The organism is Micromonospora sp. NBRC 110037 (genome assembly GCF_001652995.1).
GTDB classification, from domain to species: Bacteria; Actinomycetota; Actinomycetes; order Mycobacteriales; family Micromonosporaceae; genus Micromonospora; species Micromonospora chalcea.
The window spans coordinates 24,661-51,595 of record NZ_BBVA01000003.1 but is presented as its reverse complement, the minus strand read 5'-3'; the positions used below and the strand labels follow the sequence as shown (position 1 = coordinate 51,595).

Here is a 26,935-nt window from a genome sequence, read left to right as displayed (position 1 = left end):
GGGGAGCAATCGTGGAGAATTCGCCCAGCACCGAGATCCCGGCCGGCACCGACGGCGGGGAGCTGGGTGGCCATCTGCCCGAGCTGCCGGCCGGTTCGGCCCGGGTGGTACCGCTCGGGTTGACCTTCGACGACGTCCTGCTCCAGCCGGGCGAGTCGGACGTCGTACCCAGCCGGGTGAACACCCGTACCCGCCTGACCCGCAACATCGAGCTGACCGTGCCGCTGCTGTCCAGCGCGATGGACACGGTCACCGAGGGGCGGATGGCGATCGCCATGGCCCGCCAGGGCGGCATCGGCGTGCTGCACCGCAACCTGTCGGTGGAGGACCAGGCGCTCCAGGTCGACCTGGTGAAGCGCTCCGAGTCCGGCATGATCACCAACCCGGTGACCGCCAGCCCGGACGACACGCTGCGCGAGGTCGACGCGCTCTGCGGTCGCTACCGCATCTCCGGCGTGCCGGTGATCGACGGGCAGGGCCAGCTGGTCGGCATCGTCACCAACCGCGACATGCGCTTCGTCTCCGACCCGGCCACGCCGGTCCGCGAGATCATGACGCGCACCCCGCTGATCACCGCCCCGGTCGGCGTGAGCAAGGACGACGCGCTCGGCCTGCTGCGCCAGCACAAGATCGAGAAGCTGCCGATCGTGGACGCGGGCGGCAAGCTGCGCGGCCTGATCACGGTGAAGGACTTCACCAAGAGCGAGCAGTACCCGAACGCGACCAAGGACGACGCGGGCCGGCTCCGGGTCGCCGCCGCGGTGGGCGTGGGCGAGGACGGCTACAAGCGGGCCCGTGCCCTCGTCGACGCCGGCGTGGACGTGGTCATCGTGGACACCGCGCACGGGCACCAGCGGGCCGTGCTGGAGATGGTGGCCCGGCTCAAGCGGGACGTCAGCATCGACATCGTGGGCGGCAACATCGCCACGTACGCGGGCGCGAAGGCGCTCGTCGAGGCCGGCGCGGACGGCGTGAAGGTGGGCGTCGGCCCGGGCGCCATCTGCACCACCCGGATCGTGGCCGGGGTCGGCGTACCGCAGATCACCGCGATCATGGAGGCGGCCCGTGCCGCCCGCCCGGCCGGCGTGCCGGTGATCGGTGACGGCGGCATCCAATACTCCGGCGACATCGCCAAGGCGCTCGTCGCCGGCGCCGACACGGTGATGCTCGGCAGCCTGCTGGCCGGCTGCGAGGAGAGCCCCGGCGAGCTGATCTTCATCAACGGCAAGCAGTACAAGGCGTACCGGGGGATGGGCTCGCTCGGCGCGATGCAGTCGCGTGGCCAGGGCAAGTCCTACTCCAAGGACCGTTACTTCCAGCAGGACGTGCTCGCCGAGGACAAGCTGGTCCCGGAGGGCGTCGAGGGCCAGGTGCCCTACCGGGGTCCGCTGTCCGCGGTCGCCCACCAGCTCATCGGCGGCCTCCGCGCCGCCATGGGGTACGTGGGCGCGGAGAGCATCCCGGAGCTGCACCGGCGTGGCCAGCTCATCCGGATCACCGCGGCCGGGCTCAAGGAGAGCCACCCGCACGACATCCAGATGACGGTCGAGGCGCCCAACTACCACTCCCGCTGACCCACCACCCCCAACCACCTGGAGTCCCTCATGCGTGACGTGGTCGAGATCGGGCTGGGCAAGACCGCGCAGCGCGGCTACCACCTGGACGACATCGCCATCGTGCCGAGCCGCCGCACCCGGGACGTCGACGACGTCTCCACGGCGTGGCAGCTCGACGCGTACCAGTTCGGCATCCCCTGCGTCGGCCACCCCTCGGACGCGACCATGAGCCCCGCCTCGGCGGTCCGGCTGGGCCAGCTCGGCGGCCTCGGCGTGCTCAACGTCGAGGGCCTCTGGACCCGGTACGAGAACCCGGCCAAGGTGCTGGAGGAACTGGCCGGTCTCGGCGAGGAGGCGCGGGCGACCAAGCGCCTCCAGGAGGTCTACGCCGAGCCGATCCGGCCCGACCTGATCGCCGAGCGGGTACGCGAGCTGCGTGAGGGCGGCGGCACGGTGGCGGTGCGGGTCTCGCCGCAGCACACGCTCGCGCTGGCCCCGGTGATCCTCGACGCCGGCGTGGACATCCTGGTCATCCAGGGCACGCTCGTCTCGGCCGAGCACGTCTCCACCACCGACGAGCCGCTGAACCTCAAGGAGTTCATCGCCGACCTCGACCTGCCGGTCATCGTCGGCGGCTGCACCGACTACAAGACCGCGCTGCACCTGATGCGTACCGGCGCGGCCGGCGTGATCGTGGGCATCGGCGGCGACGACTGGTCGACCACCGAGTCGGTGCTCGGCATCCGGGTGCCGATGGCCACCGCGATCGCCGACGCCGCCGCTGCCCGCCGCGACTACCTGGACGAGACCGGCGGCCGGTACGTGCACCTGATCGCCGACGGCGACATGCAGACCTCCGGCGACATCGCCAAGGCACTCGGCTGCGGCGCGGACGCGGTGATGCTCGGCGAGCCGCTGTCGCTCTGCGAGGAGGCCCCGGCCGGTGGCGCCTGGTGGCACTCCGCGGCCAGCCACCCGTCGCTGCCCCGGGGCGCGTTCGAGGTGGCCGGCGAGCCGCTCGGCTCGATGGAGAAGCTGCTGTTCGGCCCGGCCGACGAGCCGGACGGCCAGCTCAACCTCTTCGGCGGCCTGCGCCGCGCGATGGCCAAGTGCGGCTACCGCGACCTCAAGGAGTTCCAGAAGGTCGGGCTGGTCCTCGACCGCTGAGCACCGCTGAGCACCGGCTGAGCACCGCATGACGGCGCGGGCGGCGGCCCGGACGTGTTCCGGCCCCGCCCGCGCCGTCGCGCGTCTAGGCTCGCCGGGTGAGACGGGGGCGGATCTGGGCGGCAGGGCTGGTGGCGGCGGCGCTCGCGGTGAGCGGATGCACGGGCGGCGACGACAACGGGTTCCGGCCGGGCGCGGCGGACGCCGGTGACCCGTACGTGCCGGGGGCCGGCAACGGCGGCTACGACGTGGGCCACTACGCGCTCGACGTGCGCTACGACCCGGCCGGCGACAGGCTCGCCGGCACCGCCACGCTGACCGCCACCACCACCCGTGCGCTGTCCCGGTTCCAGCTCGACCTGGCCGGGCTGGACGTCGAGCGGGTCCGGGTGGACGGGGAGGCGGCCGAGCACCGCCACGACGGCGCCGAGCTGATCGTCACCCCGCCGCGCGGGCTGCCGTCGGGAAAGCGGCTCACCGTCGAGGTGACGTACGGCGGGGTGCCGCAACCGCTGCCGAACGCCGAACTCGGCGACGGCGGCTTCCACGCCACACCGGACGGCGCGATCGCGCTCGGCCAGCCGGAGTCGGCGAGCACCTGGTACCCGGTCAACGACCACCCGTCGGACAAGGCGACCTACGACTTCACGATCACCGTGCCGGACGGGCTCGCCGCGCTCGCGAACGGCGTGCCGGAGGGCAAGACCTCAAGCGGCGGATGGACCACCTGGCGCTGGTCGGAGCGCGCGCCGATGGCCAGCTACCTGAGCACGCTGGTGATCGGCGACTACCGGGTCAGCACCGGGACGCACGCGGGCAAGCCGCTGGTCACCGCCGTCGCCGAGGCGCTGCCCGCGGACGGGCCGGCCGCTGCGTCGGTGGCCCGCACCGGCGAGATCGCCGACTTCCTGGCCGAGCGTTTCGGCCCGTACCCGTTCGAGGCGTACGGCGGGATCGTGGTGGCCGACGAGCGCATCCGGTACGCGCTGGAGACGCAGAGCCGGCCGGTCTACGGGCCGGGCTTCTTCCGGGGCGACCGCCCGAACACCGAAGTGGTCGCGCACGAGCTGGCCCACCAGTGGTTCGGCGACAGCGTCTCGGTGGCCCGGTGGAGCGACATCTGGCTCAACGAGGGCTTCGCCACGTACGCCGAATGGCTCTGGGCCGAGCACGACGGCGGCCGGACGGTGGCGCAGACGGTCGCCGAGCGGTACGCGGACACCGACTGGTCGAAGCCCACTGTCGACCCGGGCCGGTCCGGGATGTTCGGCGACGCGGTCTACCAGCGGGGCGCGCTCGCGGTGCACGCGCTGCGCCGCGCGGTCGGCGACGAGACGTTCTACCGGGTGCTGCGCGGCTGGCTGGCGCAGCACCGCAACGGCAACGTCACCACCGCCGACTTCGTCGGGTACGCCGAACGCACGTCGGGGCGGCCGTTGCGGACGCTGCTGGACGCCTGGCTGGTCGGCGGCACGCCGCCGGGACTGCCGTGACGCACGCGTGACCGCCGCTGGGTAGGCTGCCGCGTCGGAGCGGCCCGTGGGCGGGGGCCGCCGAACGGCCCCGGGAGGGATCGAGGCGATGACGCGGCGCGGCGCACGACGACGGATCGGGTTGCTGACCTGCGGCACGCTGCTGGTGGCCGGCTGCGGTTCGGCCGAGCCGGACCCGGGTCCGTCGACCCCGGCCGGCCCGGCGCCGGCGACCTCGCGCAGCTTCGCACCGGGCGCGGCCGGCGCCGGCGATCCGTACTTCCCGCGCTACGGCAACGGTGGCTACGACGTCGCGCACTACACGGTGAAGGTGCGCTACGACCCGGAGACGGACAAGCTCAGCGGCACCACCACGATGCGGGCCACCGCGACCGCCGACCTGTCCGCGTTCAACCTGGACCTGGCCGGGCTGACCGTCCGCTCGGTGACTGTGGACGGCGCCGCCGCCCGGCACAGCCGTACCGGCAACGAACTGGTGGTCACCCCGGCCACCGGGCTGACCTCCGGCAACGGGTTCACCGCCGAGATCCGGTACGACGGGCGGCCGGAGCCGCTGCGTACCGAGTCGCTGGGCGAGGGCGGCTGGCTGCACACCTCGGACGGGGCGATCGCGCTCGGTCAGCCGGAGTCGGCGAGCACCTGGTTCCCGGTGAACGACCACCCGTCGGACAAGGCGACCTACGACTTCGAGATCACCGTCCCGAAGGGACTGACGGCGGTCTCCAACGGCGTGCCGAAGGGGAAGTCGACAAGCGGCGACTGGACCACCTGGAAATGGTCGGAGGGCGCGCCGGCGGCCAGCTACCTGACCACCGTGGCGATCGGGAAGTTCCGGGTCACCACCGGCGAGCACAAGGGGCGGCCGGTGTACAGCGCGGTCACCACGCAGCTGCCCCAGGGCGCCCCGGACCGGTCGATCGCGCGTACCGTCGAGGTCGCCGACTACCTGGAGAGCGTCTTCGGGCCGTACCCGTTCGACTCGTACGGCGGCGTGGTGATCGACGACGACCGGATCCGGTACGCGCTGGAGACGCAGAGCCGTCCGGTCTACTCGGCCAGCTTCTTCCGGCAGGGCGACAACACCGGCGTGGTCGCGCACGAGCTGGCCCACCAGTGGTACGGCAACAGCGTGTCGATCCAGCGCTGGCAGGACATCTGGCTCAACGAGGGGCTGGCCACGTACGCCGAGTGGCTGTGGGCCGAGCACAGCGGCTCGACCACAGTGCAGCGCACGTTCGAGCAGAAGTACGCGAACGCCGGCTCGCAGGTGTGGCGGACGCCGCCGGGCAAGCCGGGGGTGGAGAACCTGTTCAGCCGCTCGGTCTACGACCGGGGCGGGATGACTGTGCACGCGCTGCGGGTGGCGGTGGGCGACACCGCGTTCTTCACCGTCCTGCGTACCTGGGCGGCGGAGCGGAAGAACGGCAACGCCACCACAGCCGACTTCGTCGCGCTGGCCGAGCGGGTCTCGGGCAAGAAGCTGGCGAAGGTCTTCGACCCGTGGCTGTACGGCACCGAGCGCCCGCCCGCCCCGAAACCGCTGTAGGTCCTCAGTTCTTGACGCGCAGCGACGGGTGGGCGGTCAGGAAGGCGTCGGCCCGCCCGTCGCGCAGCGCGGTGAGGAAGTCGCGGCCCAGCGGCTTGAGCTGCTCGCCCCGGTACGCGCCGCCGCTGCTCACCCCGGCGCCGGGCAGCACGACGAGCGTGAGCCGGTCGGCGGGCAGGCCACCGAGGGCGTACGCGAAGTCGACCAGGTCGCGGCCGCCTCCGGCGTACACCAGGGTCTTGCCGAGCGCGGCGACCACCTGCTCGACCCGCTGCGGGTCGCGCGCGGTGCCCTGGTCGACGATCTTGCGGGCCAGCGCCCGGAGCAGTTGCTGCTGGTGCCGCTGCCGGGTGTAGTCGCCGCCCGCGGTGTAGCGCTGCCGCGCGTAGTCCAGCGCCTGCCAGCCGGTCAGGTGGCGGGTGCCCTTCTCGTAGACCATCTGCGGCCCGGTGTAGCCGCCGCCGGTCAGCGTCCGCATGGTGCCGTCCGGGCGGCGGTGCCGGGACTCGACCCGCTGGTCGACGTAGAGGTCCACCCCGCCGAGCGTGTCCACCAGCTTGTCGAAGCCGCCGAACGTGATCACCGCGCCGGCGTCGATGCGCAGCCCGGTGTAGCGGGAGACGGTGGTGCGCAGCAGCTCGTACCCCTGGGCGGTGCTGGGGTTGGCCTTGTCGCCCGGCACCCGGCTGCCGTAGCTCATCGCGTGGGTGAGCTTGGTCCGGCCGCCCGGGTAGCGCGCCTTCGGGTAGGCGGGGATGTCCACCACCAGGTCGCGGGGGAGCGAGAACAGGTACGCCCGGTCCAGCCCGGCGGGTACGTGCAGCAGCAGCACCGCGTCGGCGTGCGGCTCCCAGCCGGGGATGCTGACCCGGGTGTCGACGCCGACGAGCAGCAGGTTGAGCGGGCCTTTCAGGTCGGCGCCGGGCGGCGGCGTCGGGCTGGCGGTGGTCGGGGCGGGCGTCGGCGAGGCCGGTGGCGTGGTGCTCGGGCCGGCGGCCGGGGCGGCCGGACGGTTCGCCACCAGCCGGGTGGTCACCACCGCTCCGGTGGCGACCAGCAGCGCGGCCACCAGCGCGGCCAGGCCCAGCAGGCGTCGTCTCGTCACGTTCGTGCCTCCCCGTGTGATTCGACGCGCCAGGAGGGCCCAGAGGTTGCAGTGGTGGGAATCCCGGCGATCGAGCGCTCTGCATGATGTGCGAAAAGGTCTCGTTGGCGCTATAGCTACTCGTCGGTAATGATGCGTCCATGCGCTACGACGTGGTCGTCATCGGGTCCGGGTTCGGCGGCAGCGTCACCGCGCTGCGGCTGGCCGAGAAGGGTTACTCGGTCGGCGTCCTGGAGGCCGGGCGGCGCTTCGCCGACGACGAGTTCCCGCGTACGTCCTGGCGGGCGCGACGGTTCCTCTGGGCGCCCCGGCTCGGCTGCTTCGGGCTCCAGCGGATCACGCTGCTGCGCTCGGCCGACCGCAAGGCCGGCGGCGGCGTGCTCGTGCTCTCCGGCGCCGGGGTGGGCGGCGGCTCGCTCGTCTACGCGAACACGCTCTACGAGCCGCTCGACGCGTTCTACGCCGACCCGCAGTGGCGCGACATCACCGACTGGCGCGACGAACTGGCCCGCCACTACGACCAGGCGAAGCGGATGCTCGGCGTCACCACGTACCCGATCGACACCCGCGCGGACCGGGCCGTCCGCGCGGTGGCCGAGCGGATGGGGGTGGCGCACACCTACCACCCGACGCCGGTCGGCGTGCACATCGGGCGGCCGGGCGAGCGAGTGGCCGACCCGTACTTCGGCGGGGCCGGCCCGGACCGCACCGGGTGCAGCCACTGCGGGTCCTGTATGACGGGCTGCCGGCACGGCGCCAAGAACACGCTGGTGAAGAACTACCTCTGGCTGGCCGAGCGGCTCGGCGTGCAGGTGCACCCGCTGACCACCGTGACCGCCGTGCGCCCCGACCCGGCTGGCGGGTACGCGGTGCACACCGAACGCACCGGCGCGTGGCTGCGCAAGCGGCGCGAGGTGATCCACGCCGACCAGGTCGTCTTCGCGGCCGGCGCGCTCGGCACCCAGCGGCTGCTGCACGAGATGAAGGCGACCGGCGCGCTGCCGGCGCTCTCGCCCCGCCTCGGCGAGCTGACCCGCACCAACTCCGAGGCCATCCTCGGCGCCTCGGTGGCGCCCGGCGCGGCCCGGAAGCGCGGCCTCGACTTCACCGAGGGGGTGGCGATCACCAGCTCGTTCCACCCCGACCCGCAGACCCACATCGAGCCGGTCCGGTACGGCAAGGGCTCCAACGCGATGGGCCTGCTCCAGTCGCTGCTCGTCGACGGCGGTCCCCGCCGCGCCCGGCGCTGGCTGGGCAGCATCGTCCGGCAGCCCCTGCTGGCGGCGCGGATGCTGTCCGTACGCCGCTGGTCCGAGCGCACCGTGATCGCGCTCGTCATGCAGTCGGTCGACAACTCGCTGACCACCCGCTACCGCCGGGGCCGGCTGGTCTCCGGCCCCGGCCACGGCGCGCCCAACCCGACCTGGATCCCGGCCGGCAACACGGCGGCCCGGCTGCTCGCCGAGGAGATCGGCGGCACCCCGGGCGGGGCGGTCACCGAGCCGTTCAACATCCCGGTGACCGCGCACATCCTCGGCGGCGCGGTCATCGGCGCCTCCCCGGACGAGGGTGTCATCGACCCCTGGCACCGGGTGTACGGCCACCCGGGGCTGCACGTGGTGGACGGCGCGGCGGTCTCGGCGAACCTGGGCGTCAACCCGTCGCTGACGATCACCGCGCAGGCCGAGCGGGCCATGTCGTACTGGCCGAACAAGGACGAGGCGGACCCGCGTCCGGCGCTCGGCTCCCCGTACACCCGGGTCGCGCCGGTCCCGCCGCGGCGGCCGGCCGTCCCCGCGCACGCCCCCGCCGCCCTGCGGTGAAAGGAAGGGCCCCTTCTTAACGCCTCCGGTAGAGGAAGGGGCCCCTGTTAACACATTCACCCCGCCACACCGCCGGGGCGCGTCCGCGCGCCCGGTGACTGTCGGTAGGCTTTGCGCACATGAGCACGCCTCGCCCCGTCCTCGTGGTGGACTTCGGAGCCCAGTACGCCCAGCTCATCGCGCGCCGCGTCCGCGAGGCGAAGGTCTACTCGGAGATCGTCCCGCACTCCATGCCGGTGTCCGAGATGCTGGTGAAGAACCCCGCCGCGATCATCCTGTCCGGCGGTCCGGCCAGCGTGTACGCGCCGGACGCGCCGCAGATCGACGCCGGCGTGTTCACCGCCGACGTGCCGGTCTTCGGCATCTGCTACGGCTTCCAGGCCATGGCCCAGGCGCTCGGTGGCACCGTCGCGCGCACCGGCAACCGCGAGTACGGCGGCACCCCGCTGCGCCCGCGCCTGACCGAGCCCGGTGTGCTGCTGCGCGACCTCCCGGCCGACCTGCCGGTCTGGATGAGCCACGGCGACTGCGTCACCGAGGCGCCGGAGGGCTTCACCGTCACCGCCGAGTCGGCGGGCGCCCCGGTCGCCGCGTTCGAGGACCTGGCCGGCCGCCGCGCCGGCGTGCAGTTCCACCCGGAGGTCGGGCACACCGCGCACGGCCAGGAGATGCTCACCCGCTTCCTGTACGACATCGCCGGCATCGAACCGACGTGGACGCCGTCGAACATCATCGACGAGCAGGTCGCCCGGATCCGCGAGCAGATCGGCGACAAGGAGGTCATCTGCGGTCTCTCCGGCGGCGTCGACTCGGCGGTCGCCGCGGCGCTCGTGCACCGTGCCGTGGGCGACCAGCTCACCTGCGTGTTCGTGGACCACGGCCTGCTGCGGGCCGGTGAGGCCGAGCAGGTCGAGAAGGACTACGTCGCCGCCACCGGCATCAAGCTGAAGGTGGTCGACGCCCGGGAGCGGTTCCTCGGCGCGCTGGCCGGGGTGACCGACCCGGAGCAGAAGCGCAAGATCATCGGCCGGGAGTTCATCCGGGTCTTCGAGGCCGCCGCCCGGGAGATCGCGGCGCACGGCGACGTGGAATACCTGGTGCAGGGCACGCTCTACCCGGACGTGGTGGAGTCCGGCGGCGGCACCGGCACCGCCAACATCAAGAGCCACCACAACGTCGGCGGCCTCCCCGAGGACCTGAAGTTCTCACTGGTCGAGCCGCTGCGCACGCTGTTCAAGGACGAGGTTCGCACGATCGGCCTGGAGCTGGGCCTGCCCGAGGCGATGATCTGGCGGCACCCGTTCCCCGGCCCGGGCCTGGCCATCCGGATCATCGGCGCGGTCGACGAGGAGCGTCTCGCCGTGCTCCGCAAGGCCGACCTGATCGCCCGGCAGGAGCTGACCACTGCCGGCCTGGACCGGGGCGTCTGGCAGTTCCCGGTGGTGCTGCTGGCCGACGTCCGCAGCGTCGGGGTGCAGGGTGACGGGCGCACCTACGGTCACCCGGTGGTGCTACGCCCGGTCTCCAGCGAGGACGCGATGACCGCCGACTGGTCCCGGCTGCCCTACGACGTGGTGGCCCGGATCTCCACCCGGATCACGAACGAGGTCGCCGAGGTCAACCGCGTGGTCCTGGACGTGACGAGCAAGCCGCCGGGCACCATCGAGTGGGAGTGACGCCGCTCAGGCCGCGGGCGGCGGTCCGGCGTCCGGCCCGGTCGGCGGGACCGGCGGCCACCCGGGCGCGGTGCCCGGCGGGTGCGGCCAGGCGGGCGCGCCGGCCGGCTCCTCGGGCATCAGGAACCACATGATCGGGTACGCGAGCGCGGCGAGCCCGCCGGTGAGCACCGTGGCGGTCGCGAAGATCACCCGGATCAGTGTGGGGTCGGCGGCGAAGTAGCGGCCGAGGCCGCTCGCCACGCCGGCGATCATGCGGTCGCTGACCGGGCGGCGGAGCTGCTTGTACGGGGCGTGGGAGGGATTCGGAGAGGTCATGTCTCCACGGTCCCGCGCGCCGCGGCGGGCGACCTCGGTGACCGCCCGGAGCCCTACCCTGATGCGTCCCTGAGACGCCAGCGAAGAGTCAGGAATCTGACTCTTTTCGATCCCGGTAACCCGCTCCGGGGAGAATTTGATCCCGTGACCACCTCGCTGGAGCCGCTCCGCAGGATCGCGGCATACGCAGTTTGTGCTGATTCAAACGGCCGAGTGTTGCTGGTCCGCGCATCGGAGCGCTCCGGCACCCCCGGCACCTGGTCGCTCCCCGGAGGAGCGGTCGACCACGGTGAGGACCCCAAGCACACAGTCGTCCGGGAGACCGCGGCCGAGACCGGGCTCTCGGTCGCCGTCGCCGGCCTCCAGGACGTGCTCGCCGACATGCGGGCCCTGCCCGAGCGGCGCATCACGATCCACACCGACCGCCTCCTCTACACCGTCTCGGTACGCGGCGGGACGCTCACCGAGCGGATCGACCGCCCGACCGACCTGGCCCGCTGGTTCACCCTCGACGAGGCCCGGGAGCTGCCGCTGCGGTCGTTCACCGCGCGTGCGCTGGGCCTGCCCACCTCCACCGACGACATCGTGCCGGAGGAGGTGCCCGAGTTCCCCTCGTTCTACGCCGTGCCCGGCCCGGACGGGCTGCACCGGGCGCAGCGCTTCGCCGCGTACGCGGTGGTGACCGACCCGGAGGAGCGCGTGCTGCTGACCCGGGTGTCCGACGGCTACCCGGGCGCCGGTTGCTGGCACCTGCCCGGTGGCGGCACCGACTACGGCGAGCAGCCGGGCGCGGCGCTGATCCGGGAGCTGGTCGAGGAGACCGGGCAGACCGGCCGCCTGGTCGAGCTGCTCGGCGTGGCCAGCCACCGGGACGCCGCCTCGCTCGGCCCGGAGGGCTACCCGATCGACTGGCACGGCGTACGCGCCTTCTACCGGGTTGTGGTCGACCAGCCGGCGCCGCCCACGGTGGCCGACGTCGGCGGCTCCACCTGCGAAGCCCGCTGGTTCCGGCGCGAGGAACTCGGCGCCCTGCCCACCGACCGCCTCACCGAGGTGACCGCCGAGGCGGTCCAGGCCGCCCATCTCCTCTAGACCCACCCGACCCGCTCACACCCGCGCCCCACTTCGGCGATCATGAAGTTGACGGCGGGAAATGTCCGCCCCGGTACCGCTAACCTCATGATCGACGGAGTGGGGCGCTCGGGTGCGGGGGAGTGGTGCGGGTGGAGCAGCAGCGGCGGGTCGGGGCGTACGGGATGCTGCGGGACTCCGAGGGGCGGGTGCTGCTGGCGCGTGGCTCGGCGAAGTGCCCGTACCCGGGGGTGTGGCAGTTGCCCGGCGGCGGCGTCGAGCACGCGGAACACCCGGCCGACGCGGTGGTCCGCGAGTTCGCCGAGGAGACCGGGCTGACCGTCGCGCCCGGCGCGATCCGGGCCGCCGTCGCCGACGTGACCGCGTTCCGCGCCGAGAACGTCGCGATGCACACCGACCGGCTGATCTTCGACGTCGAGGCGCGCGGCGGGCGGCTGCGACCCGAGCCCGCCGGCGGCACCGACGAGGTGGGCTGGTTCACCCCGCAGGAGGCGGCGGGCCTCCCGCTGATGGTGTTCACTGCCGAGCTGCTCGGCCTGCCGGTGACTCCGCTGCCGGCCGACATGCCCCGCGGGCTGCCCGTCGACCCGGCCGGGCCGGCCGTCGACCGACGGCAGCGCTTCGCCGCGTACGGGCTGGTCACCGATCCGGCCGACCGGGTGCTGCTCACCATGATCGCCGACGGCTACCCGGGCGCGGGCCGCTGGCACCTGCCCGGCGGCGGCACCGACCACGGCGAGCAGCCGGCCACCGGGCTGCTGCGTGAGCTGGTCGAGGAGGCCGGACAGCTGGGCCGGGTGGTCGACCTGATGGCGGTGGACAACCTGCACAACCCGGCCGCGCTCGGCCCGGAGGGCCGGCCGCTGGACTGGCACGGCATCCGGGTGATCTACCGGGTACGCGTGGACGCGCCGACCGAGGCGGTGGTGACCGAGCTGGCCGGTGGCTCCACCGCCCGGGCGGCCTGGTTCGCGCCGGAGCAGGTCGGCGGCCTGTCGATGACCGACGTGGCGGCCCGCGCCACCGGGCAGCGGGTGAGGTGAATCGCTCGCCGAGCCGCCCTGGGTGACCTCCGGTACAGTCGGAAGGAAGGGTTGGCCGACAAAAACGGACGTTGAAGCCCGAGATGGGAATGATTGAGCGGTTCGTGCGGTTAAGGGAGATATAAGTACCGCCGGCAGCTATCGCCAAGCCCCTGTTCCCTGTGCAATGGTGTACTCCGCAAAAGGGCTGCCGGACCCGAAAGGTCCGGCACGAGACAGCCGGACACCCGCCCCGTCGAGGGCGGCCAGCCGATCCGGTGATGGAGGAAACGTGCCGAGAGCCCCATGGCGCCGGCGTCGTACGACTGACAGTCCGCGCCCCGCAGGGCGTCGCTGGGCGGGCCGGTTGCGCCGCAGCAGCACGTTCGCCCGCCAGGTGCTGCTGGTCCGGGTGGGCCGCCGGGACGGCGCGGCCGTTCCGGGGACCGACCTGGTCACCCCCGACCACCGTTACGCAGACCGCCAGCGTCTCCGCTACGGCCGGCTCGACACCGACATCGAGGTGGTACGCCCGGTCAGCCCGGCGCTCGCCCCGGCCGCCCCGGTCGACGACGAGTCATCGGCGATGTCGATCCCGCTCCTGCCGGGTGAGCGCACCGCCGCCCGCCGGGTCAAGTTCGCGCTCGTCAACGCGTGCACGCTGAGCAGCCTCATGCTCGGCATGCTGGCCATCTTCCTGGCCATGCGCGGTGACGTGCAGATCGCCGCGATCTGCCTGATCGCGTGCGTCGCGTTCGACGGCCTCGACGGCGCGCTGGCCCGCAAGCTCGGCGTGGCCAGCCCGTTCGGCGCGCAGATGGACTCGCTCGCCGACATGTGCTCCTTCGGCCTCGCCGCGCCGGTGGTGGTCTACGCCTCGCTGGCCGGTTCGGTGCCCCCGGCAGCCGCCGCGGTCTCCTGCGCGCTCGTCGCCGCCTGCGCGGCGATCCGGCTCGCCCGGTTCAACGTCTCGCCGAAGGACGGCCGCTTCTTCTGCGGTGTGCCGACTACCATGGCGGCGGCAGTGCTGGCCCTGACCGTGGCCATCGGCGTGCCGGTCCCCGGCCTGGTGATGGTGGCCGGCGTGGCGCTGCTCGCCTTCGCCATGGTGTCGAGCTTCCCGTACGCCAAGCTCGCCCGGCTGCTGAAGCTGCCGCCGTGGCTCTGGCTGGCCCCGGTGATCGGCGCGCTCGTCGACATCCGGCTCACGTTCGCCCTCGTGGTGGTGGGCTACCTGGTCAGCGGGCCGCTGCTCTGGCTGCACCAGCGCCGTACCGCCTGATCCGAGAACGACAGAAGGGGCGCCGCCGCAGCGGCGCCCCTTCTTCGTGTCCGGCGTTCAGCGCCAGCGGGCGATCACCGTCGCGCCGCCGACCACCTTGTCGCCCGGACCGACCAGCGGGTCCGCCGCGTCGGCCGGCAGGTAGACGTCGGTACGCGAGCCGAACCGGATCAGGCCGAAGCGCTCACCCCGGGCCAGCAGCGAACCGACCGGCGCCCGCTGCACGATCCGGCGGGCGATCAGCCCGGTGCGCTGCGCCACGACCACGGTGCCGTGGTCGGTGTCCAGCACCGTGTACGCCGCCACGTTGTGCTCGGCATCAGGCTTCATGGCGTTGACGAACCCGCCGTCGGCGACGAAGTAGTCCACCACCTTGCCGGCCACCGGGGCGCGGTTGACGTGCACGTCCAGCACGGACAGGAACACCGCGATCCGCAGCCACTCGCCGTCGCCGAAGCGCTCGTCCTGCAGGCGCTGCACGGAGAGCACCTGGCCGTCCGCCGAGGCGACCACTGCCGACGGGTCCTCCGGCACGTCCCGCTCCGGGTCCCGGAAGAACGCGGCCACCGGCGCGGCGGCCAGCGCCGGAAGCAGCCAGAGCTTCGACTTCGGGCGGGCGGCCCGGGCCAGGGCGGCCAGGCCGAGCGTGATGCCGGCGGCGGCCACCCCGTTCGAGTCGATGTGCATGCCCCGGGTCAGCGGCACGCTCGACGGCCGGTACGCCGGGGACAGCGAGGCCGCGAGCGCGACCGGCGCCGGGGTGAACCGCAGGTGGTGCACGCGTACCGGCGGGGTGTTGCGCAGCACCAGGTCGGTGCGTACGCCGTGCAGCACGCCCTGTCGGTCCAGTTCGCCGTCCGCGCCCTCGGTGCGGAACAGCGGCGCGGCGACGCTCAGCACCGCGCCGTCGGCCAGGTATTTCGTCAGCCCGTCCACAGCGGCACGCGCCTGCTCGGCGGTGCCGGTGAACGGCTCGGCGACGACCACCACGGCGGCGGCGTCCGCCTCGGCGAGGGTGTCGACCACCCGTACCCGGTCGGCGACCCAACGGCCCTGCGCGGTGACGTGCTCCCGCAGCGCGGCCGCCGCGGCGCCCTCCGCCGGCACCACTGTGAGCCGGTCGCCGGGTAGCAGCGCCTCGATCGCCGCGGCCAGCACCGCGGACTCCGGAGTCGCGCCGACCAGCAGGCCGGCCTTCGGGTCGTTACGCCGGGCGAACTCGCTGACGAGCGTGCGGGCGGCGCGCTCGCCGATGCGGACCGCACCGGAGGGACCGGTGACGCGCACGGCGGGGGACTGGGTCATGTCGGGCGGGCTCCTGACGAGGTAGCGGACGGACGGGCGGCGGCTCTCCGGCGACCCGACCGGCGGCTCCGGCGTGGTCGGGTGCGCGGGCCGGCCGGCGGAGGCGAGATCTCCGCCGACCAGCATAGGCCGCGTTCCGAGGGCCCCGCAGTGGCGCGGTCAGGCCGGGTCGCCCGGCGTACGCCGTTCCTCGCGTGTCTCGTCCGCCGGCGGGTCCACCGCCGGCATCTCGCGGGTGGCGGGCCCCGCGTCGTCGGTCGTCGCCTCGGTGGCCCACTCGTCGGCCACGTCGGACGTCGTCTCGCCGTCGCCGGCCGGGCTGTCGTCCCGGTACGGCGCGGAGACCGTCGCTTCCGTCGGCGCGGGCTGCTCCGCGGCCCGCCCCGAGCGCAGCGCGCCGATCAGCCCGAGCAACCCGATCAGGACCAGGCCGCCGGCCAGGAACCAGCCGACCGGAGGTACGGACAGCCCGAGGATGCGGGCCAGCAGCCACCAGACGGACAGGCCGAGGAAGACGAGTCCGAAAGCGAACGACACGATGTCGGTGCGGTGCGCCTTCATCGGGTCACCTCCAGCTTGCCGGCGTTCACGTGGATGTAGAGGCGCAGCTTGCCCCCGCCGGGGCCGTCGGCGCCGGTGTCGGTGCTCTCCCACTGGCGGTTGCCGAGCCCGCCGCTGCGCTTGCCGAAGACCGAGGCGTCACCGGCGTTCACCTCGGCGACGGTTGTCACGTCCACGTCCGGCGGTACGACCACTGTGGCGTTGCCGAGGTTCACGTCGAGGGTCACCTGCACGTCCTGCTTGTCGAAGTTGATCCCACGCAGGTCGAGTACGGCGTCACCGAGGTTGTTCTCGTACCGGTCGGCCAGGTCGCGCAGGTCGGTCGGCGCCCAGGTGACGTTGCCGTCGATGCCGCGCACCCGGTCGTAGGACTCGGCGACGGTGGCGATGCCGAGCGCCGCCGCGGTCACCAGGCCGAGGGCGATGAGCCAGCGGGCCCGGCCGAACCAGGTGCCCACGAGCAGGCCGAGGCCGATGGTGGCGAGCACCGCGGCGAAGTAGCCGGCGGCGCCGACCGGGAAGACGTCGAGCAGGTCGAGCATGGCCACCACGCCCAGCGCCAGGAAGATCAGCGAGAACGTGATCGCGCCGAGCGGGGACCGCTCCTTGGGCCGCTTCGGCGGTCGCGGCGGCCGGCCCGGCGGTGGCGAGGGCGGCGACCCGGCGTACGGGCCGTGCGGGGCGAACGGCGGGCGGTATCCGCCGGGCGGCAGCGGCGCGCCCACCGGCGCGGGGGGCGGCACGGCGGCCGGCTCACCCAGCGGGGCGCCGGTGTTTGGCGCACCCGGCCAGGAGTGCGCCGCGCCGTAGGCCGGCCAGGTGGCGGTGTCCGCGACCGGACCGCTCACCGGCGGCATCGCGGCGGTCGTCGGCTCGGACCAGCCCGGCCGGGTGCCGGCCGCGGCGGGCCAGCCCGGCGCCGGGAGCGTCGGGTAGCTCGTCCCGGCCTCCGGCAGGCCCGGCTCGCGCCCCGGCGTCGCCGGGTGGCCCGGGCCGGACGGGGACGCCGGTTGGTAGCCGGGCTCGGAGGCGGGCGCCGGGGGATAGCCCGGCTCGGTGCGGCCGGCCGGCGGGTAGCCGGGCTCGGCGTGGGCGGCGTACGACGCCGCTTCGGGGCGTACCGGTGGCGTGGTACCGACCGGCGGCGCGGCGGTCCACGGCGGCCCGGCGGCCCCCGCGGTCCACGTGCCCGGGGCCGGCGGCGCGGGCCAGGCCACCGGCGGCACCGGACCCGGCACCGGGCCGGGCGGCGGTGCCGGCTGAGCCGGCCGCTGCCCCGGGCCGCGCTGCTCGCGGTTGAGCAGCAGCGCGCCGCCGATCAGGATCACCGCGCCCAGCAGGATGGCCCGGAACCCGTCGGTGACGACGTAGGCGAAGCCGAGCGCCACCACGATGCCGAGCACGATCACGGTGATCGGGGACATGCTGGACCGGCCGCGGCCGAGCATGGCCTCCACCGGGGAGGCGGTGTCGCCCTCGCCGGGGATGATCAGCCAGCCGGCGACGTACACGATGATGCCGATGCCACCGAAGAAGCCGAGCACGGCCAGCAGCACGCGCCACAGCACCGGGTCGGTGTTCGTGGCCCGGCCGATGGCGGCGCACACCCCGGCCAGGTAGCGGCCCTCGCGGGGGCGCACCAGCCCGTACCGGGTGGTGAAGCCGGCGGCGCCGGGCGGCGGGGCGTACCCCCCGGGTGGCGGGCCGGTGAACGGCGCGCCGCCGCCGGGCGGCGTGGTCGCGTGGTCGGTGGGGGGCGCCGACCCCGGTGGGGGCGGCGGCGGGGCGTCCTGTGCTGCCGCCCAGGGGCGGGGCGGACGGGCAGCGTCCTCGGTCATGCCTCCGATACTGCTTGCCCGGCCGCCCGGACTGCCTCAGGACCCGACCCTGACCCCACCCTGAGATCCGCCGGTGGCGAAAGTCCGGGGCGTCCCCGTGGTCCGGGACGTCGCCGCCGTGTGACGATCTGAGCGTCGGCGCCGCCGCCCTCTCCATCTCGACCTGGGAGTTTCCGATCAGCAGCACCCCTGCCCCGCACGCCCCGCGCCTCTACCGGGCCACCGAGCACCGGCTGGCCGCCGGGGTGGCCGCGGGCATCGCCGAGCACCTGGGCATCCCGGTGCTGCGGGTGCGGATGGCGTTCATGGTCCTGCTCGGGCTCAGCGGCCTCGGGCTGCTGCTGTACGCCGCCTTCTGGGCGGTGGTGCCACCCCGCCCCGGCGACACCGCCGTCCCGCCGCGCCGTGACCTGACCCAGCTGCTGCCGTTCGTGGCGATCGGGCTGGGCGTACTGCTGTTGCAGGTCTTCGCCTTCAACTCGGTGGGCGCGGCCGGCACCGCCGGCTGGCTGGTGGCGATCATCGCGGTCGGCGCGGGCGTCATCTGGCACCAGTCCGGGCCGGAGCGGCGCCGGCAGTGGGGCGACGCGGCGGTGCCCTGGCTGGGCGCGGTGGTGGAAGAGACCGACCGGCGCGCGTTCGTGCTGCGCTTCATCGGCGGCGGCGTGCTCGTCGCGGTCGGCATCATCGGCGTGGCGGCCGTCTACTCCCCGGCGCAGAACTTCGACGCGGTGCTCAACGGCGTGATCTTCGCGCTGGTCGGGCTGGCCGGCGTCGGCGTGGTGACCGGCCCGGTGCTCTGGCGGACCTGGAACCAGCTCCGCTCGGAGCGGGAGGGACGCATCCGCGAGCAGGAGCGGGCCGAGCTGGCCGCCATGGTCCACGACCAGGTGCTGCACACGCTGGCCCTGATCCAGCGCAACGCCAGCGACGTCAAGACGGTGCAGCGGCTGGCCCGTGGCCAGGAGCGCTCGCTGCGCAACTGGCTCTACAAGCCGACCGCCTCGCCGACCGAGCGGTTCGCGGCCGCGCTGGAGCAGGCCGCCGCCGAGGTGGAGGACACGTTCGCCATCACTGTCGAGGCGGTGGTCGTCGGCGACCGGGAGACCGACGAGCGGGTCGGCGCGCTCGTGGCCGCCGCCCGGGAGGCCCTGGTCAACGCGGCCCGGCACGCCGGTGTGCAGACCGTGTCGCTCTACGCCGAGGTGGAGCCGGAGCAGGTGAGCGTCTTCGTCCGGGACCGGGGCAAGGGCTTCGACCCGGATACGGTGGAGAATCACCGGCACGGCGTCCGAGGATCGATCATCGGGCGGATGAAGCGGCACGGCGGCCGGGCGGAGATCCGGTCCGAGCCGGGAGAAGGGACCGAGGTCCGGCTGATCCTGCCGATCAGCGGCTCCGGCTCCACGGCGGAAAGGGACAGGTGACATGTCCGAGCAGGAACCGGTCGAGGGCACGGCGCCGCGCGGGCCGCTGCGGGTCTTCCTCGTCGACGACCACGCGATGTTCCGGGCCGGCGTGCGCGCCGAGCTGGGCGCGCGGGTCGAGGTGGTCGGCGAGGCCAGCTCGGTGGCCGAGGCGGTGACCCGGATCGCGGCCACCGCGCCGGACGTGGTGCTGCTCGACGTGCACATGCCCGACGGCGGCGGCCGCGCGGTGCTGGAGGCGATGCGGCGTACCCACCCGCAGGTGCGGTTCCTCGCGCTGAGCGTGTCCGACGCCGCCGAGGACGTGATCGGGCTGATCCGGGCAGGCGCGCGGGGCTACGTCACCAAGACGATCTCCCCGGAGGAGCTGACCGACGCGATCCGCCGGGTGGCCGACGGCGACGCCGTGTTCAGCCCCCGGCTGGCCGGGTTCGTGCTTGACGCGTTCGCGTCCCGGCCGGACGCGCCGGTGGCCGACCCCGAGCTGGACCAGCTCACCAACCGGGAGCGCGAGGTGCTCCGGCTGCTCGCCCGCGGGTACGCCTACAAGGAGATCGCCAAGGAGCTGTACATCTCGATCAAGACGGTCGAGACGCACGTCTCCAACGTCCTGCGCAAGCTCCAGATGTCGAACCGGTACGAGCTGTCCCGCTGGGCTGCCGACCGCCGCCTGGTCTGAGCTCACGTCGCTCGGCGACCCCCTGGGAGGCATCGTCCCCCCGGGGGGTCGTTGTTGTCCGCACAGTCGACGTCGGTATCCTCCGGACGGACAAAAAAGCCGCAGCCGTGCGCCCGTTGACGGCCCGGAGCGGGCGCGGTCCACGTCACAGCGCATGCGGGCGGCAGGGATGCCCGTCAACCTCCATGTGCCCGTCTTGCCTGTTCAGGGCCCTATCGTCCGTACGCTTTGTGATCTTTTCTCAAGTATCGGCAACGTGGCGGGCAACTAACGTCTTGATAACGGCACCTTCACGGAAAGGGCCGGTGGGTGTCACAGTGGCAGCACCTCACCCCCCGGTGTGAGGCATCTCGTCGGGCCTGCCGACCACGTGGACGCCGCCACCAGCGTCGCCGCGTGGTTGTCGACCCTGCGCGGTGCCCACGTCCAAGGTGTGGCGCCCGGCGGATCGGTACCCCTGGGGTGTCCCGAAATCCTCTGCGGTAAACCGACGTCCGGCTTGTCCGGGTCGCCGGTGGTGTCACCCCCAAACGTGCGTGAAACCCACGACGGAACCAGGTTAAGAAAGAGGAGGCCCCTCGGAATGAGAGTCTCGAAGCGGGCGAGCGGCGCGCTCGCGGTGGGCGCGGCATTCGCGCTCGTCGCGTCCGGCTGCTCCAGCGGGAACAACGACGGTGGCGACGCCGGCGCCAGCTCGGACGGCGCGATCGTCATCGACGGTACCCAGCCGGAGAACCCCCTGGTTCCGGCGAACACCACCGAGACCGGTGGCGGCGCGATCATCGACTGGATGTGGAGCGGTCTGGTCGAGTACCCCAACAACGGTGGGGCGCCGCAGAACCTGCTCGCCGAGTCGATCGAGACGAGCGACTCGAAGGTCTTCAAGATCAAGATCAAGCAGAACACCAAGTTCCACGACGGCACCACCGTCAAGGCCGAGAGCTTCGTCAAGGCCTGGAACTGGGCGGCGTACGGCCCGAACGGCGCGCAGAACGCCTCCTTCTTCTCCGACATCCAGGGCTTCGACGAGGTCTACACCGAGGACCCGGACGGCCCGGACGGCCCGCAGAAGGCCCCGGAGCCCAAGGCCAAGGACATGTCCGGCCTCAAGGTCGTCGACGACTGGAACTTCGAGGTCACGCTGAACGCGCCGACCGCCGTGTTCCCGACCAAGCTCGGCTACAGCGCCTTCGTGCCGCTGCCGGACGCCTTCTTCTCCACCACCCCGGCGGAGTTCGGCAAGAAGCCGATCGGTAACGGCCCGGTCAAGCTCGTCTCCTGGCAGGACGACGTCGAGATCAAGCTGACCCGCTTCGACGACTACAGCCTGCGCGACAAGATGAAGATCAAGGACGTCACCGTCAAGATCTACCAGGACGACACGGCGGCCTACAACGACCTGCTCGCCGGCAACCTGGACTTCCAGCAGCAGGTTCCGGTCTCCGCGCTGGCCGGTGACAAGTGGAAGACCGACCTGGCCGAGCGGGCCATGTCCTCGACCACCCCGTCGACCGGCATCATCGCCTTCCCGATCTACGACAAGCGCTTCCAGAACCCGAAGCTGCGCAAGGCGATCTCGCTGTCCATCGACCGGCAGGCGATCACCGACAAGATCTTCTTCGGTACCCGTAAGCCGGCCGACAGCTGGGCCAACCCGCTGACCCCGGGCGCCGAGCCGGGCAACTGCACCGCCTGCAAGTTCGACGTGGCCGAGGCCAAGAAGCTCTACGCCGAGTCCGGTGGCTTCCAGGGCAAGCTGACCCTGTCGTACAACGCGGACGCCAGCCACAAGGAGTGGATGGAGGCCGTCGCCCAGCAGATCAAGACCAACCTGGGCATCGACGCGGTCGCCGTCGGCGTGCCGACCTTCGCGGTCTTCCGCGCCAACATCAACGCCTACAAGATGACCGGCGCGTACCGGGCCGGCTGGCAGCAGGACTACCCGGACGTGGAGAACTGGATCAACCCGCTCTACGTCACCGGTGGTTCCTCGAACGACGGCAAGTACAGCAACCCGCAGGTGGACGCCCTCGCCAAGGAGGCCACCGCGGCCCCCAGCATCGAGGAGGCCCACAAGAAGTTCGCTGAGGCCGTCAAGCTGATCGACCAGGACGTTCCGTCGATGCCGATCTACTTCGGTGGCCAGCAGTCCGGCCACTCGGAGAAGATCAAGAAGCTCGAGCTGACCAACGTCGGCGAGCTCGACATCACCTCGGTCGAGCTCTGATCCGAACGCTCTGACCCCGGGTCGGGCTCGCCTACCGGTGAGCCCGACCCGGGGCCGTTCCGCGAGGGGGTGTACAACGAACCCCTCGCAACGTTGTCGCCGCCGCGCCGGCCCGCCCCGGCGCTCCCTGTCTGGAGGACCACCCCATGGGCCGTTATCTCTTGAGACGGCTGCTGCAACTCGTGCCGGTGTTCATCGGTACGACGTTCCTGATCTACTGGCTCGTCTGGTCAGTGCCCGGTGACCCCTTCGCCGGCAAGTGCGGCGACCGCGGTTGCCCGCCGAACTACCGCGCCATGATGACCGAGAAGTACAACCTCGACGAGTCGATCTGGGTGCAGTACGCCAGCTACATGAAGAACCTTCTGCAGGGTGACTTCGGTATCACGTTCGGCGGTCGCGAGATCAGCGACATCATCGCCACGTCGTACCCGAACACCCTGAAGCTGGCGGTGGTCGCCCTCGCCATCGAGGCCGTGATCGGTCTCGGCGCCGGCATCCTCACCGGCCTGCGGCGCAACGGCTTCCTGGACAACCTGGTCCTGGTCTCCACCCTCTTCCTGATCGCCCTCCCGGTCTTCGTCATCGGCTTCGTGCTGCAGTGGCTGCTCGGCGTGAAGTGGGGCATCATCAACCCGACCGTGTCCAACGAGATGCGGTTCAGTGAACTGATCGTGCCGGGCTTCGTGCTCGGAAGCGCATCGATGGCGTACATCGCCCGGGTCGCGCGTACGAGCATCGCCGAGAACCGGCGTGCCGACTACGTCCGCACCGCGATCGCCAAGGGTCTCCCGATGCGCCGCGTGGTCGGCGTGCACCTGCTGCGCAACTCGCTCATCCCGGTGGTCACCCTGCTCGGCACCGACCTCGGCGCGCTGATGGGTGGCGCGATCGTGACGGAGGGCATCTTCGGCATCAACGGCATCGGCCGGCAGGTGCTCCGCTCGATCGTCACCAAGGAGAGCGCTACCGTTGTCGGCATCGTCGTGGTGTTGGTGCTCGTCTATCTCATCATGAACCTGGTGGTGGACCTGCTCTACGCCGCCCTCGACCCGAGGATCCGCTATGAGTGACCGCCGCAGCGTACGAAACGTCCCAGCAGTCTGCGCGGGCAACCACGCCCGCGCCGAGCGCAGCGAGGTACGGGCATGAGTGACCCGAACACCGCGTCGATCGTGTCGACGCCGCCCGCGACCATGCCCACCGAGGCGGGGTCGGGCGCGCCCACCAACGCGGGCCTGCCGGAGAGCGCGAAGCAGAACAAGCCGCGTGGCCTGCTCGGTGACGCCTGGATCGACCTGCGCCGCAAGCCGCTGTTCTGGATCTCGGCGACGATCATCCTGGTCTTCCTCGTGATGGCTGCGTTCCCGTGGCTGTTCACCTCCGGCGACGCGGTCAACGGCTCGCTGGACCGCAGCCGGGTCGAGCCGTCGTCGGCCGCCTGGTTCGGCTACGACGTGCAGGGCCGCGACGTCTACGCCCGGGTCATCTACGGCGCCCGCGCCTCGATCGTGGTCGCGGTGGTCTCCACCGTCCTGACGCTGCTCGTCGGCGGCACGATGGGCATCATCGCGGGCTACCGCGGCGGCTGGGTGGACGCGGTGCTGTCCCGTGTCGCGGACATCTTCTTCGGCCTGCCGTTCGTGCTCGGCTCGATCGTCATCCTGACCACGTTCAACGGGTCCGGCAGCGACAACGGCGAGTGGACGATCATGGGCCTGGTCATCCTGTCCCTGAGCGTGCTGAGCTGGCCGGTGGTGATGCGGCTGATGCGCTCCTCGGTGCTCGCCACCAAGGAGGCCGACTACATCGTCGCGGCCCGCGCGCTCGGCGCCAGCACCGGCCGGATCATCCTCAAGCACCTGCTGCCGAACTGCCTGGCCCCGCTTCTGGTCTACGGCACGATCATGGTCGGCTCGTTCATCGGCGCGGAGGCCACGCTCTCGTTCCTGGGCATCGGCCTGAAGACCCCGGTCGTCTCCTGGGGCATCATGATCAGCGAGGCGCAGAACTACATCCGGGTCTCGCCGTACCTGCTGTTCTTCCCCTCCGCGTTCCTCGTCGCCGCAGTGCTGAGCTTCGTCATGCTCGGCGAGGCGGTCCGCGAGGCCCTCGACCCGAAGCTTCGATAGGGGAACTGAGTTGTCCGACATTCTCGTGTCCGAGCAGTCCGCGCCGGGCGCCGACGGATCCGGTCGCCCCTCGGGCCGGCTGCTCGAGGTCGACGACCTTCGGGTGGAGTTCCGTACCCGGGACGGCGTCGCCAAGGTCATCAACGGAGTCACGTACCACGTCGACGCGGGGGAGACCCTCGCCGTGCTCGGCGAATCGGGCTCCGGCAAGAGCGTCACCGCGCAGACCATCATGGGCATCCTGGACACCCCGCCCGGGTTCGTCACCGGCGGCCAGGTCCGCTTCCACGGCAAGGACATGCTCACCATGTCCCCCGAGCAGCGGCGGCGGATCCGGGGCGAGGGCATCGCCATGATCTTCCAGGACTCGCTCTCGGCCCTCAACCCGGTTTTCACAGTCGGCTTCCAGATCGCCGAGCAGTTCCGCATCCGGCGCGGCATGAGCCGCTCGGACGCCAAGAAGCGCGCGATCGAGATGCTCGACCAGGTGAAGATCCCCAACGCCAAGGGCCGGTTCAGCAACTACCCGCACCAGTTCTCCGGCGGTATGCGGCAGCGCGCCATGATCGCCATGTCGCTGGCGCTGGACCCCGAGGTGCTGATCGCCGACGAGCCGACCACCGCCCTGGACGTGACCGTGCAGGCCCAGATCATGGACCTGCTCGGTGAGCTCCAGCGGGAACGGCAGATGGGCATGATCCTGATCACCCACGACCTCGGCGTGGTCGCCGACGTCGCGGACCGGATCGCGGTCATGTACGCCGGTCGGATCGTCGAGGAAGCCGACGTCTACGACCTGTACCGCAAGCCGGCACACCCGTACACGCTCGGCCTGCTCAACTCGATCCCGCGGATGGACGAGAAGGGCCAGGAGCTCCGCACGATCAAGGGCCTCCCGCCGAACCTGATGAACATCCCGCCGGGCTGCGCGTTCAACCCGCGCTGCCCGATGGCGCAGCCGGTGTGCCGGGAGAAGGTCCCACCGCTGCTGCAACTGGGCAACGGCCGGGCCAGCGCCTGCCACTTCGCCGAGGAACTGGTGAACCGTGACTGAGAACATCATCGAGGTTCGTGACCTGGTCAAGCACTACCCCGTGACCCGGGGCGTGGTGTTCAAGAAGACCATCGGCCACGTCAAGGCGGTCGACGGCGTCTCCTTCGACCTCAAGGCCGGCGAGACGCTCGGCGTGGTCGGCGAGTCCGGCTGTGGCAAGTCCACGCTGGCCCGGGTGCTGATGAACCTGGAGAAGCCGACCGGCGGCCAGGTGCTCTACAAGGGCCAGGACATCTCCAAGCTCTCCGGTGGCGCGCTGCGGCGGCTGCGCCGGCAGATCCAGCTGGTGATGCAGGACCCGTACACCTCGCTCAACCCCCGGATGACGGTGGGTGACCTGATCGGCGAGCCGTTCGAGATCCACCCCGAGGTGGCTCCGCGCGGCAGCCGGCGCACCAAGGTCAAGGAGCTGCTCGACCTGGTCGGCCTCAACCCGGAGCACATCAACCGGTACCCGCACCAGTTCTCCGGCGGCCAGCGGCAGCGCATCGGCATCGCCCGGGCGCTGGCGCTGCGGCCCGAGGTGATCGTCTGCGACGAGCCGGTGTCGGCGCTGGACGTCTCCATCCAGGCGCAGGTGATGAACCTGCTGGAGAAGCTCCAGGGCGAGTTCGGCCTGTCGTACGTCTTCATCGCCCACGACCTGTCGGTGGTGCGTCACCTCTCCGACCGGGTCGCGGTGATGTACCTGGGCAAGATGGTGGAGATCGGCACCGAGGACGAGATCTACGAGCGTCCGACCCACCCGTACACCCAGGCGCTGCTGTCGGCGGTGCCGGTGCCCGACCCGACGGTGCGGGAGAGCAAGGCGATCATCCGGCTCCAGGGCGACGTCCCCTCGCCGGTCAGCCCGCCCTCGGGCTGCCGGTTCCGGACCCGGTGCTGGAAGGCGCAGGACGTCTGCGCCCAGGAGGTGCCGCTGCTCCAGATCCGGCCGGGCTCGGACCACCCGAGCGCCTGCCACTTCGCGGAGAAGCGGGAGATCGTCGTCACCCACGACGCGGCCTGAACCGAACCGGACCGCCTGCCGGCGTCAACTCGACGCCGGTAGGCGGTTCGTCGTATCCGGGGGCGTCACGGCGTCACAGCGGGCCGCGACCGGCGCGCAGCAGCAGGAGCGCGAGCTGGGTGCCGTCCGCGCCGAGCTCGGCCCGGAACCGCTCCAGGATCTCCCGTTCGCGGGAGAGCACGAGCCGGGTCCCACCGGAGGCCATCCGGGTCGCGCCGACCTCCTGGGAGAGCGCGGCCCGCTCCTGCCAGAGCGCGATGAGCGTGCTGTCGATCTCGTCGATCCGCCGCCGGATCTCACCGATCCGCTCGGCGGCCGTCGCGTCGTCGGTGCCGGTCCGGGACGCCGCGGCGCCGCTCGGGTCGGCGTCGGTCGGCCGGCCGTTGCGCGCCGGGCTGCCGCTGGACTCCACCACGTCAGTCATCATCGTCGTCCCTCTCGGGGCTCGGGCCCGGTACCCGGATCCCGGGACGGAAACGCCCCGGGCTCTCCGAGCCCGGGGCGTTTCGTAGGTCTGTGATCAGGCGCGACCCACGGCTGCCGGACTCCCGGTGCCGTAGTAAAAGTAGAAGCGCTGATCGAACACGTCGTCGAGTATGCCGACCACCCGGGCGGGCGCGCAA

At 72.3% G+C, this 26,935-nt stretch carries 22 protein-coding genes; 16 read left to right on the top strand and 6 right to left on the bottom strand.

Going from position 1 to position 26,935, the window contains the following annotated elements; genetic code table 11:
* The first annotated feature begins 11 nt into the window (after positions 1-11).
* The 4 genes from guaB to A4R25_RS10135 all read left to right on the top strand — a co-directional run bounded on the left by guaB (position 12) and on the right by A4R25_RS10135 (position 5,762).
* On the top strand, positions 12-1,574 hold the full coding sequence (guaB, locus tag A4R25_RS10150; RefSeq protein WP_064446576.1) for an IMP dehydrogenase: 1,563 nt from the start codon (positions 12-14) through the stop codon (positions 1,572-1,574).
* Between the two features lie 30 nt (positions 1,575-1,604).
* Positions 1,605-2,723 carry a GuaB3 family IMP dehydrogenase-related protein gene (locus A4R25_RS10145; protein WP_064446575.1) on the top strand — a complete coding sequence of 373 codons (1,119 nt, stop codon included), beginning with the start codon at positions 1,605-1,607 and terminating at the stop codon, positions 2,721-2,723.
* A 98-nt stretch (positions 2,724-2,821) separates the two neighbouring features.
* Positions 2,822-4,216, top strand: coding sequence for a M1 family metallopeptidase (locus A4R25_RS10140; RefSeq protein WP_064446574.1), 1,395 nt, complete (start codon positions 2,822-2,824; stop codon positions 4,214-4,216).
* 88 nt (positions 4,217-4,304) lie between these two features.
* Complete coding sequence (locus A4R25_RS10135; RefSeq protein ID WP_064446573.1) at positions 4,305-5,762, top strand: M1 family metallopeptidase; 1,458 nt, start codon at positions 4,305-4,307, stop codon at positions 5,760-5,762.
* Between the two features lie 4 nt (positions 5,763-5,766).
* On the opposite strand, the gene A4R25_RS10130 is transcribed toward A4R25_RS10135, so the two are convergent.
* Positions 5,767-6,867: an LCP family protein gene (locus tag A4R25_RS10130; protein WP_064446572.1), complete on the bottom strand. Its 1,101-nt coding sequence runs from the start codon at positions 6,865-6,867 to the stop codon at positions 5,767-5,769.
* Between the two features lie 140 nt (positions 6,868-7,007).
* Here A4R25_RS10130 and A4R25_RS10125 point away from each other — a divergent pair, with 140 nt between their 5' ends.
* Together A4R25_RS10125 and guaA are read left to right on the top strand one after the other, a co-directional pair.
* Complete coding sequence (locus tag A4R25_RS10125) at positions 7,008-8,690, top strand: FAD-dependent oxidoreductase (protein WP_064446571.1); 1,683 nt, start codon at positions 7,008-7,010, stop codon at positions 8,688-8,690.
* A 119-nt stretch (positions 8,691-8,809) separates the two neighbouring features.
* Positions 8,810-10,366 carry a glutamine-hydrolyzing GMP synthase gene (gene guaA / locus A4R25_RS10120; protein ID WP_064446570.1) on the top strand — a complete coding sequence of 519 codons (1,557 nt, stop codon included), beginning with the start codon at positions 8,810-8,812 and terminating at the stop codon, positions 10,364-10,366.
* Positions 10,367-10,372: 6 nt separating this feature from the next.
* Here the strand turns inward: guaA and A4R25_RS10115 are convergent, their stop codons facing one another.
* Complete coding sequence (locus A4R25_RS10115; protein ID WP_043328343.1) at positions 10,373-10,684, bottom strand: PspC domain-containing protein; 312 nt, start codon at positions 10,682-10,684, stop codon at positions 10,373-10,375.
* 144 nt (positions 10,685-10,828) lie between these two features.
* On the opposite strand from A4R25_RS10115, the gene A4R25_RS10110 reads away from it, so the two are divergent.
* The 3 genes from A4R25_RS10110 (at position 10,829) to A4R25_RS10100 (ending at position 14,080) form a co-directional block, all read left to right on the top strand.
* Positions 10,829-11,776, top strand: coding sequence for an NUDIX domain-containing protein (locus tag A4R25_RS10110; protein WP_043328344.1), 948 nt, complete (start codon positions 10,829-10,831; stop codon positions 11,774-11,776).
* Between the two features lie 131 nt (positions 11,777-11,907).
* Entirely contained in the window at positions 11,908-12,819 is a 912-nt protein-coding gene (locus tag A4R25_RS10105; RefSeq protein WP_064446841.1) for an NUDIX hydrolase, read from the top strand.
* 346 nt (positions 12,820-13,165) lie between these two features.
* Positions 13,166-14,080, top strand: coding sequence for a phosphatidylcholine/phosphatidylserine synthase (locus A4R25_RS10100; protein ID WP_043328345.1), 915 nt, complete (start codon positions 13,166-13,168; stop codon positions 14,078-14,080).
* Positions 14,081-14,137: 57 nt separating this feature from the next.
* On the opposite strand, the gene A4R25_RS10095 is transcribed toward A4R25_RS10100, so the two are convergent.
* The 3 genes from A4R25_RS10095 to A4R25_RS10085 all read right to left on the bottom strand — a co-directional run bounded on the left by A4R25_RS10095 (position 14,138) and on the right by A4R25_RS10085 (position 17,784).
* The gene (locus tag A4R25_RS10095) at positions 14,138-15,385 is read right to left on the bottom strand and encodes a phosphatidylserine decarboxylase (RefSeq protein ID WP_043330939.1); all 1,248 of its coding nucleotides are present in this window, start codon (positions 15,383-15,385) and stop codon (positions 14,138-14,140) included.
* A gap of 159 nt (positions 15,386-15,544) precedes the next feature.
* Positions 15,545-15,946: a hypothetical protein gene (locus tag A4R25_RS10090; protein ID WP_064446569.1), complete on the bottom strand. Its 402-nt coding sequence runs from the start codon at positions 15,944-15,946 to the stop codon at positions 15,545-15,547.
* The gene (locus A4R25_RS10085; protein WP_064446568.1) at positions 15,943-17,784 is read right to left on the bottom strand and encodes a PspC domain-containing protein; all 1,842 of its coding nucleotides are present in this window, start codon (positions 17,782-17,784) and stop codon (positions 15,943-15,945) included. Before A4R25_RS10085 ends, A4R25_RS10090 begins: the two co-directional genes overlap by 4 nt.
* Before the next feature lie 155 nt (positions 17,785-17,939).
* Here A4R25_RS10085 and A4R25_RS10080 point away from each other — a divergent pair, with 155 nt between their 5' ends.
* The 7 genes from A4R25_RS10080 to A4R25_RS10050 all read left to right on the top strand — a co-directional run bounded on the left by A4R25_RS10080 (position 17,940) and on the right by A4R25_RS10050 (position 26,312).
* A complete protein-coding gene (locus A4R25_RS10080) occupies positions 17,940-19,211 on the top strand; it encodes an ATP-binding protein (protein ID WP_082930979.1) in 1,272 nt (423 codons plus the stop codon).
* Between the two features lies 1 nt (position 19,212).
* The gene (locus A4R25_RS10075; RefSeq protein WP_030501521.1) at positions 19,213-19,890 is read left to right on the top strand and encodes a response regulator transcription factor; all 678 of its coding nucleotides are present in this window, start codon (positions 19,213-19,215) and stop codon (positions 19,888-19,890) included.
* A gap of 583 nt (positions 19,891-20,473) precedes the next feature.
* Positions 20,474-22,117 carry an ABC transporter substrate-binding protein gene (locus tag A4R25_RS10070; protein WP_064446567.1) on the top strand — a complete coding sequence of 548 codons (1,644 nt, stop codon included), beginning with the start codon at positions 20,474-20,476 and terminating at the stop codon, positions 22,115-22,117.
* Positions 22,118-22,263: 146 nt separating this feature from the next.
* Entirely contained in the window at positions 22,264-23,190 is a 927-nt protein-coding gene (locus tag A4R25_RS10065; protein ID WP_013288523.1) for an ABC transporter permease, read from the top strand.
* Positions 23,191-23,265: 75 nt separating this feature from the next.
* Positions 23,266-24,249: an ABC transporter permease gene (locus A4R25_RS10060; RefSeq protein WP_064446566.1), complete on the top strand. Its 984-nt coding sequence runs from the start codon at positions 23,266-23,268 to the stop codon at positions 24,247-24,249.
* A 25-nt stretch (positions 24,250-24,274) separates the two neighbouring features.
* Positions 24,275-25,303: an ABC transporter ATP-binding protein gene (locus A4R25_RS10055; RefSeq protein WP_043328350.1), complete on the top strand. Its 1,029-nt coding sequence runs from the start codon at positions 24,275-24,277 to the stop codon at positions 25,301-25,303.
* A complete protein-coding gene (locus tag A4R25_RS10050; RefSeq protein ID WP_043328351.1) occupies positions 25,296-26,312 on the top strand; it encodes an ABC transporter ATP-binding protein in 1,017 nt (338 codons plus the stop codon). The genes A4R25_RS10055 and A4R25_RS10050 overlap by 8 nt, the downstream gene beginning before the upstream one ends.
* 73 nt (positions 26,313-26,385) lie before the next feature.
* Here A4R25_RS10050 and A4R25_RS10045 read toward each other — a convergent pair whose 3' ends face one another.
* Positions 26,386-26,739, bottom strand: coding sequence for a chorismate mutase (locus A4R25_RS10045; RefSeq protein ID WP_064446565.1), 354 nt, complete (start codon positions 26,737-26,739; stop codon positions 26,386-26,388).
* Between the last annotated feature and the right edge of the window lie 196 nt (positions 26,740-26,935).

What these genes read in the sequence shown, in the direction of transcription:
- A4R25_RS10090 (WP_064446569.1), bottom strand. Translation starts at nt 15,946, where the DNA reads ATGAAGGCGCACCGCACCGACATCGTGTCGTTCGCTTTCGGACTCGTC.
- A4R25_RS10095 (WP_043330939.1), bottom strand. Translation starts at nt 15,385, where the DNA reads ATGACCCAGTCCCCCGCCGTGCGCGTCACCGGTCCCTCCGGTGCGGTC.
- A4R25_RS10135 (WP_064446573.1), top strand. Translation starts at nt 4,305, where the DNA reads ATGACGCGGCGCGGCGCACGACGACGGATCGGGTTGCTGACCTGCGGC.
- A4R25_RS10125 (WP_064446571.1), top strand. Translation starts at nt 7,008, where the DNA reads ATGCGCTACGACGTGGTCGTCATCGGGTCCGGGTTCGGCGGCAGCGTC.
- A4R25_RS10075 (WP_030501521.1), top strand. Translation starts at nt 19,213, where the DNA reads ATGTCCGAGCAGGAACCGGTCGAGGGCACGGCGCCGCGCGGGCCGCTG.
- guaA (WP_064446570.1), top strand. Translation starts at nt 8,810, where the DNA reads ATGAGCACGCCTCGCCCCGTCCTCGTGGTGGACTTCGGAGCCCAGTAC.
- A4R25_RS10045 (WP_064446565.1), bottom strand. Translation starts at nt 26,739, where the DNA reads ATGATGACTGACGTGGTGGAGTCCAGCGGCAGCCCGGCGCGCAACGGC.
- A4R25_RS10070 (WP_064446567.1), top strand. Translation starts at nt 20,474, where the DNA reads ATGAGAGTCTCGAAGCGGGCGAGCGGCGCGCTCGCGGTGGGCGCGGCA.
- A4R25_RS10145 (WP_064446575.1), top strand. Translation starts at nt 1,605, where the DNA reads ATGCGTGACGTGGTCGAGATCGGGCTGGGCAAGACCGCGCAGCGCGGC.
- A4R25_RS10115 (WP_043328343.1), bottom strand. Translation starts at nt 10,684, where the DNA reads ATGACCTCTCCGAATCCCTCCCACGCCCCGTACAAGCAGCTCCGCCGC.
- A4R25_RS10060 (WP_064446566.1), top strand. Translation starts at nt 23,266, where the DNA reads ATGAGTGACCCGAACACCGCGTCGATCGTGTCGACGCCGCCCGCGACC.
- A4R25_RS10085 (WP_064446568.1), bottom strand. Translation starts at nt 17,784, where the DNA reads ATGACCGAGGACGCTGCCCGTCCGCCCCGCCCCTGGGCGGCAGCACAG.
- A4R25_RS10065 (WP_013288523.1), top strand. Translation starts at nt 22,264, where the DNA reads ATGGGCCGTTATCTCTTGAGACGGCTGCTGCAACTCGTGCCGGTGTTC.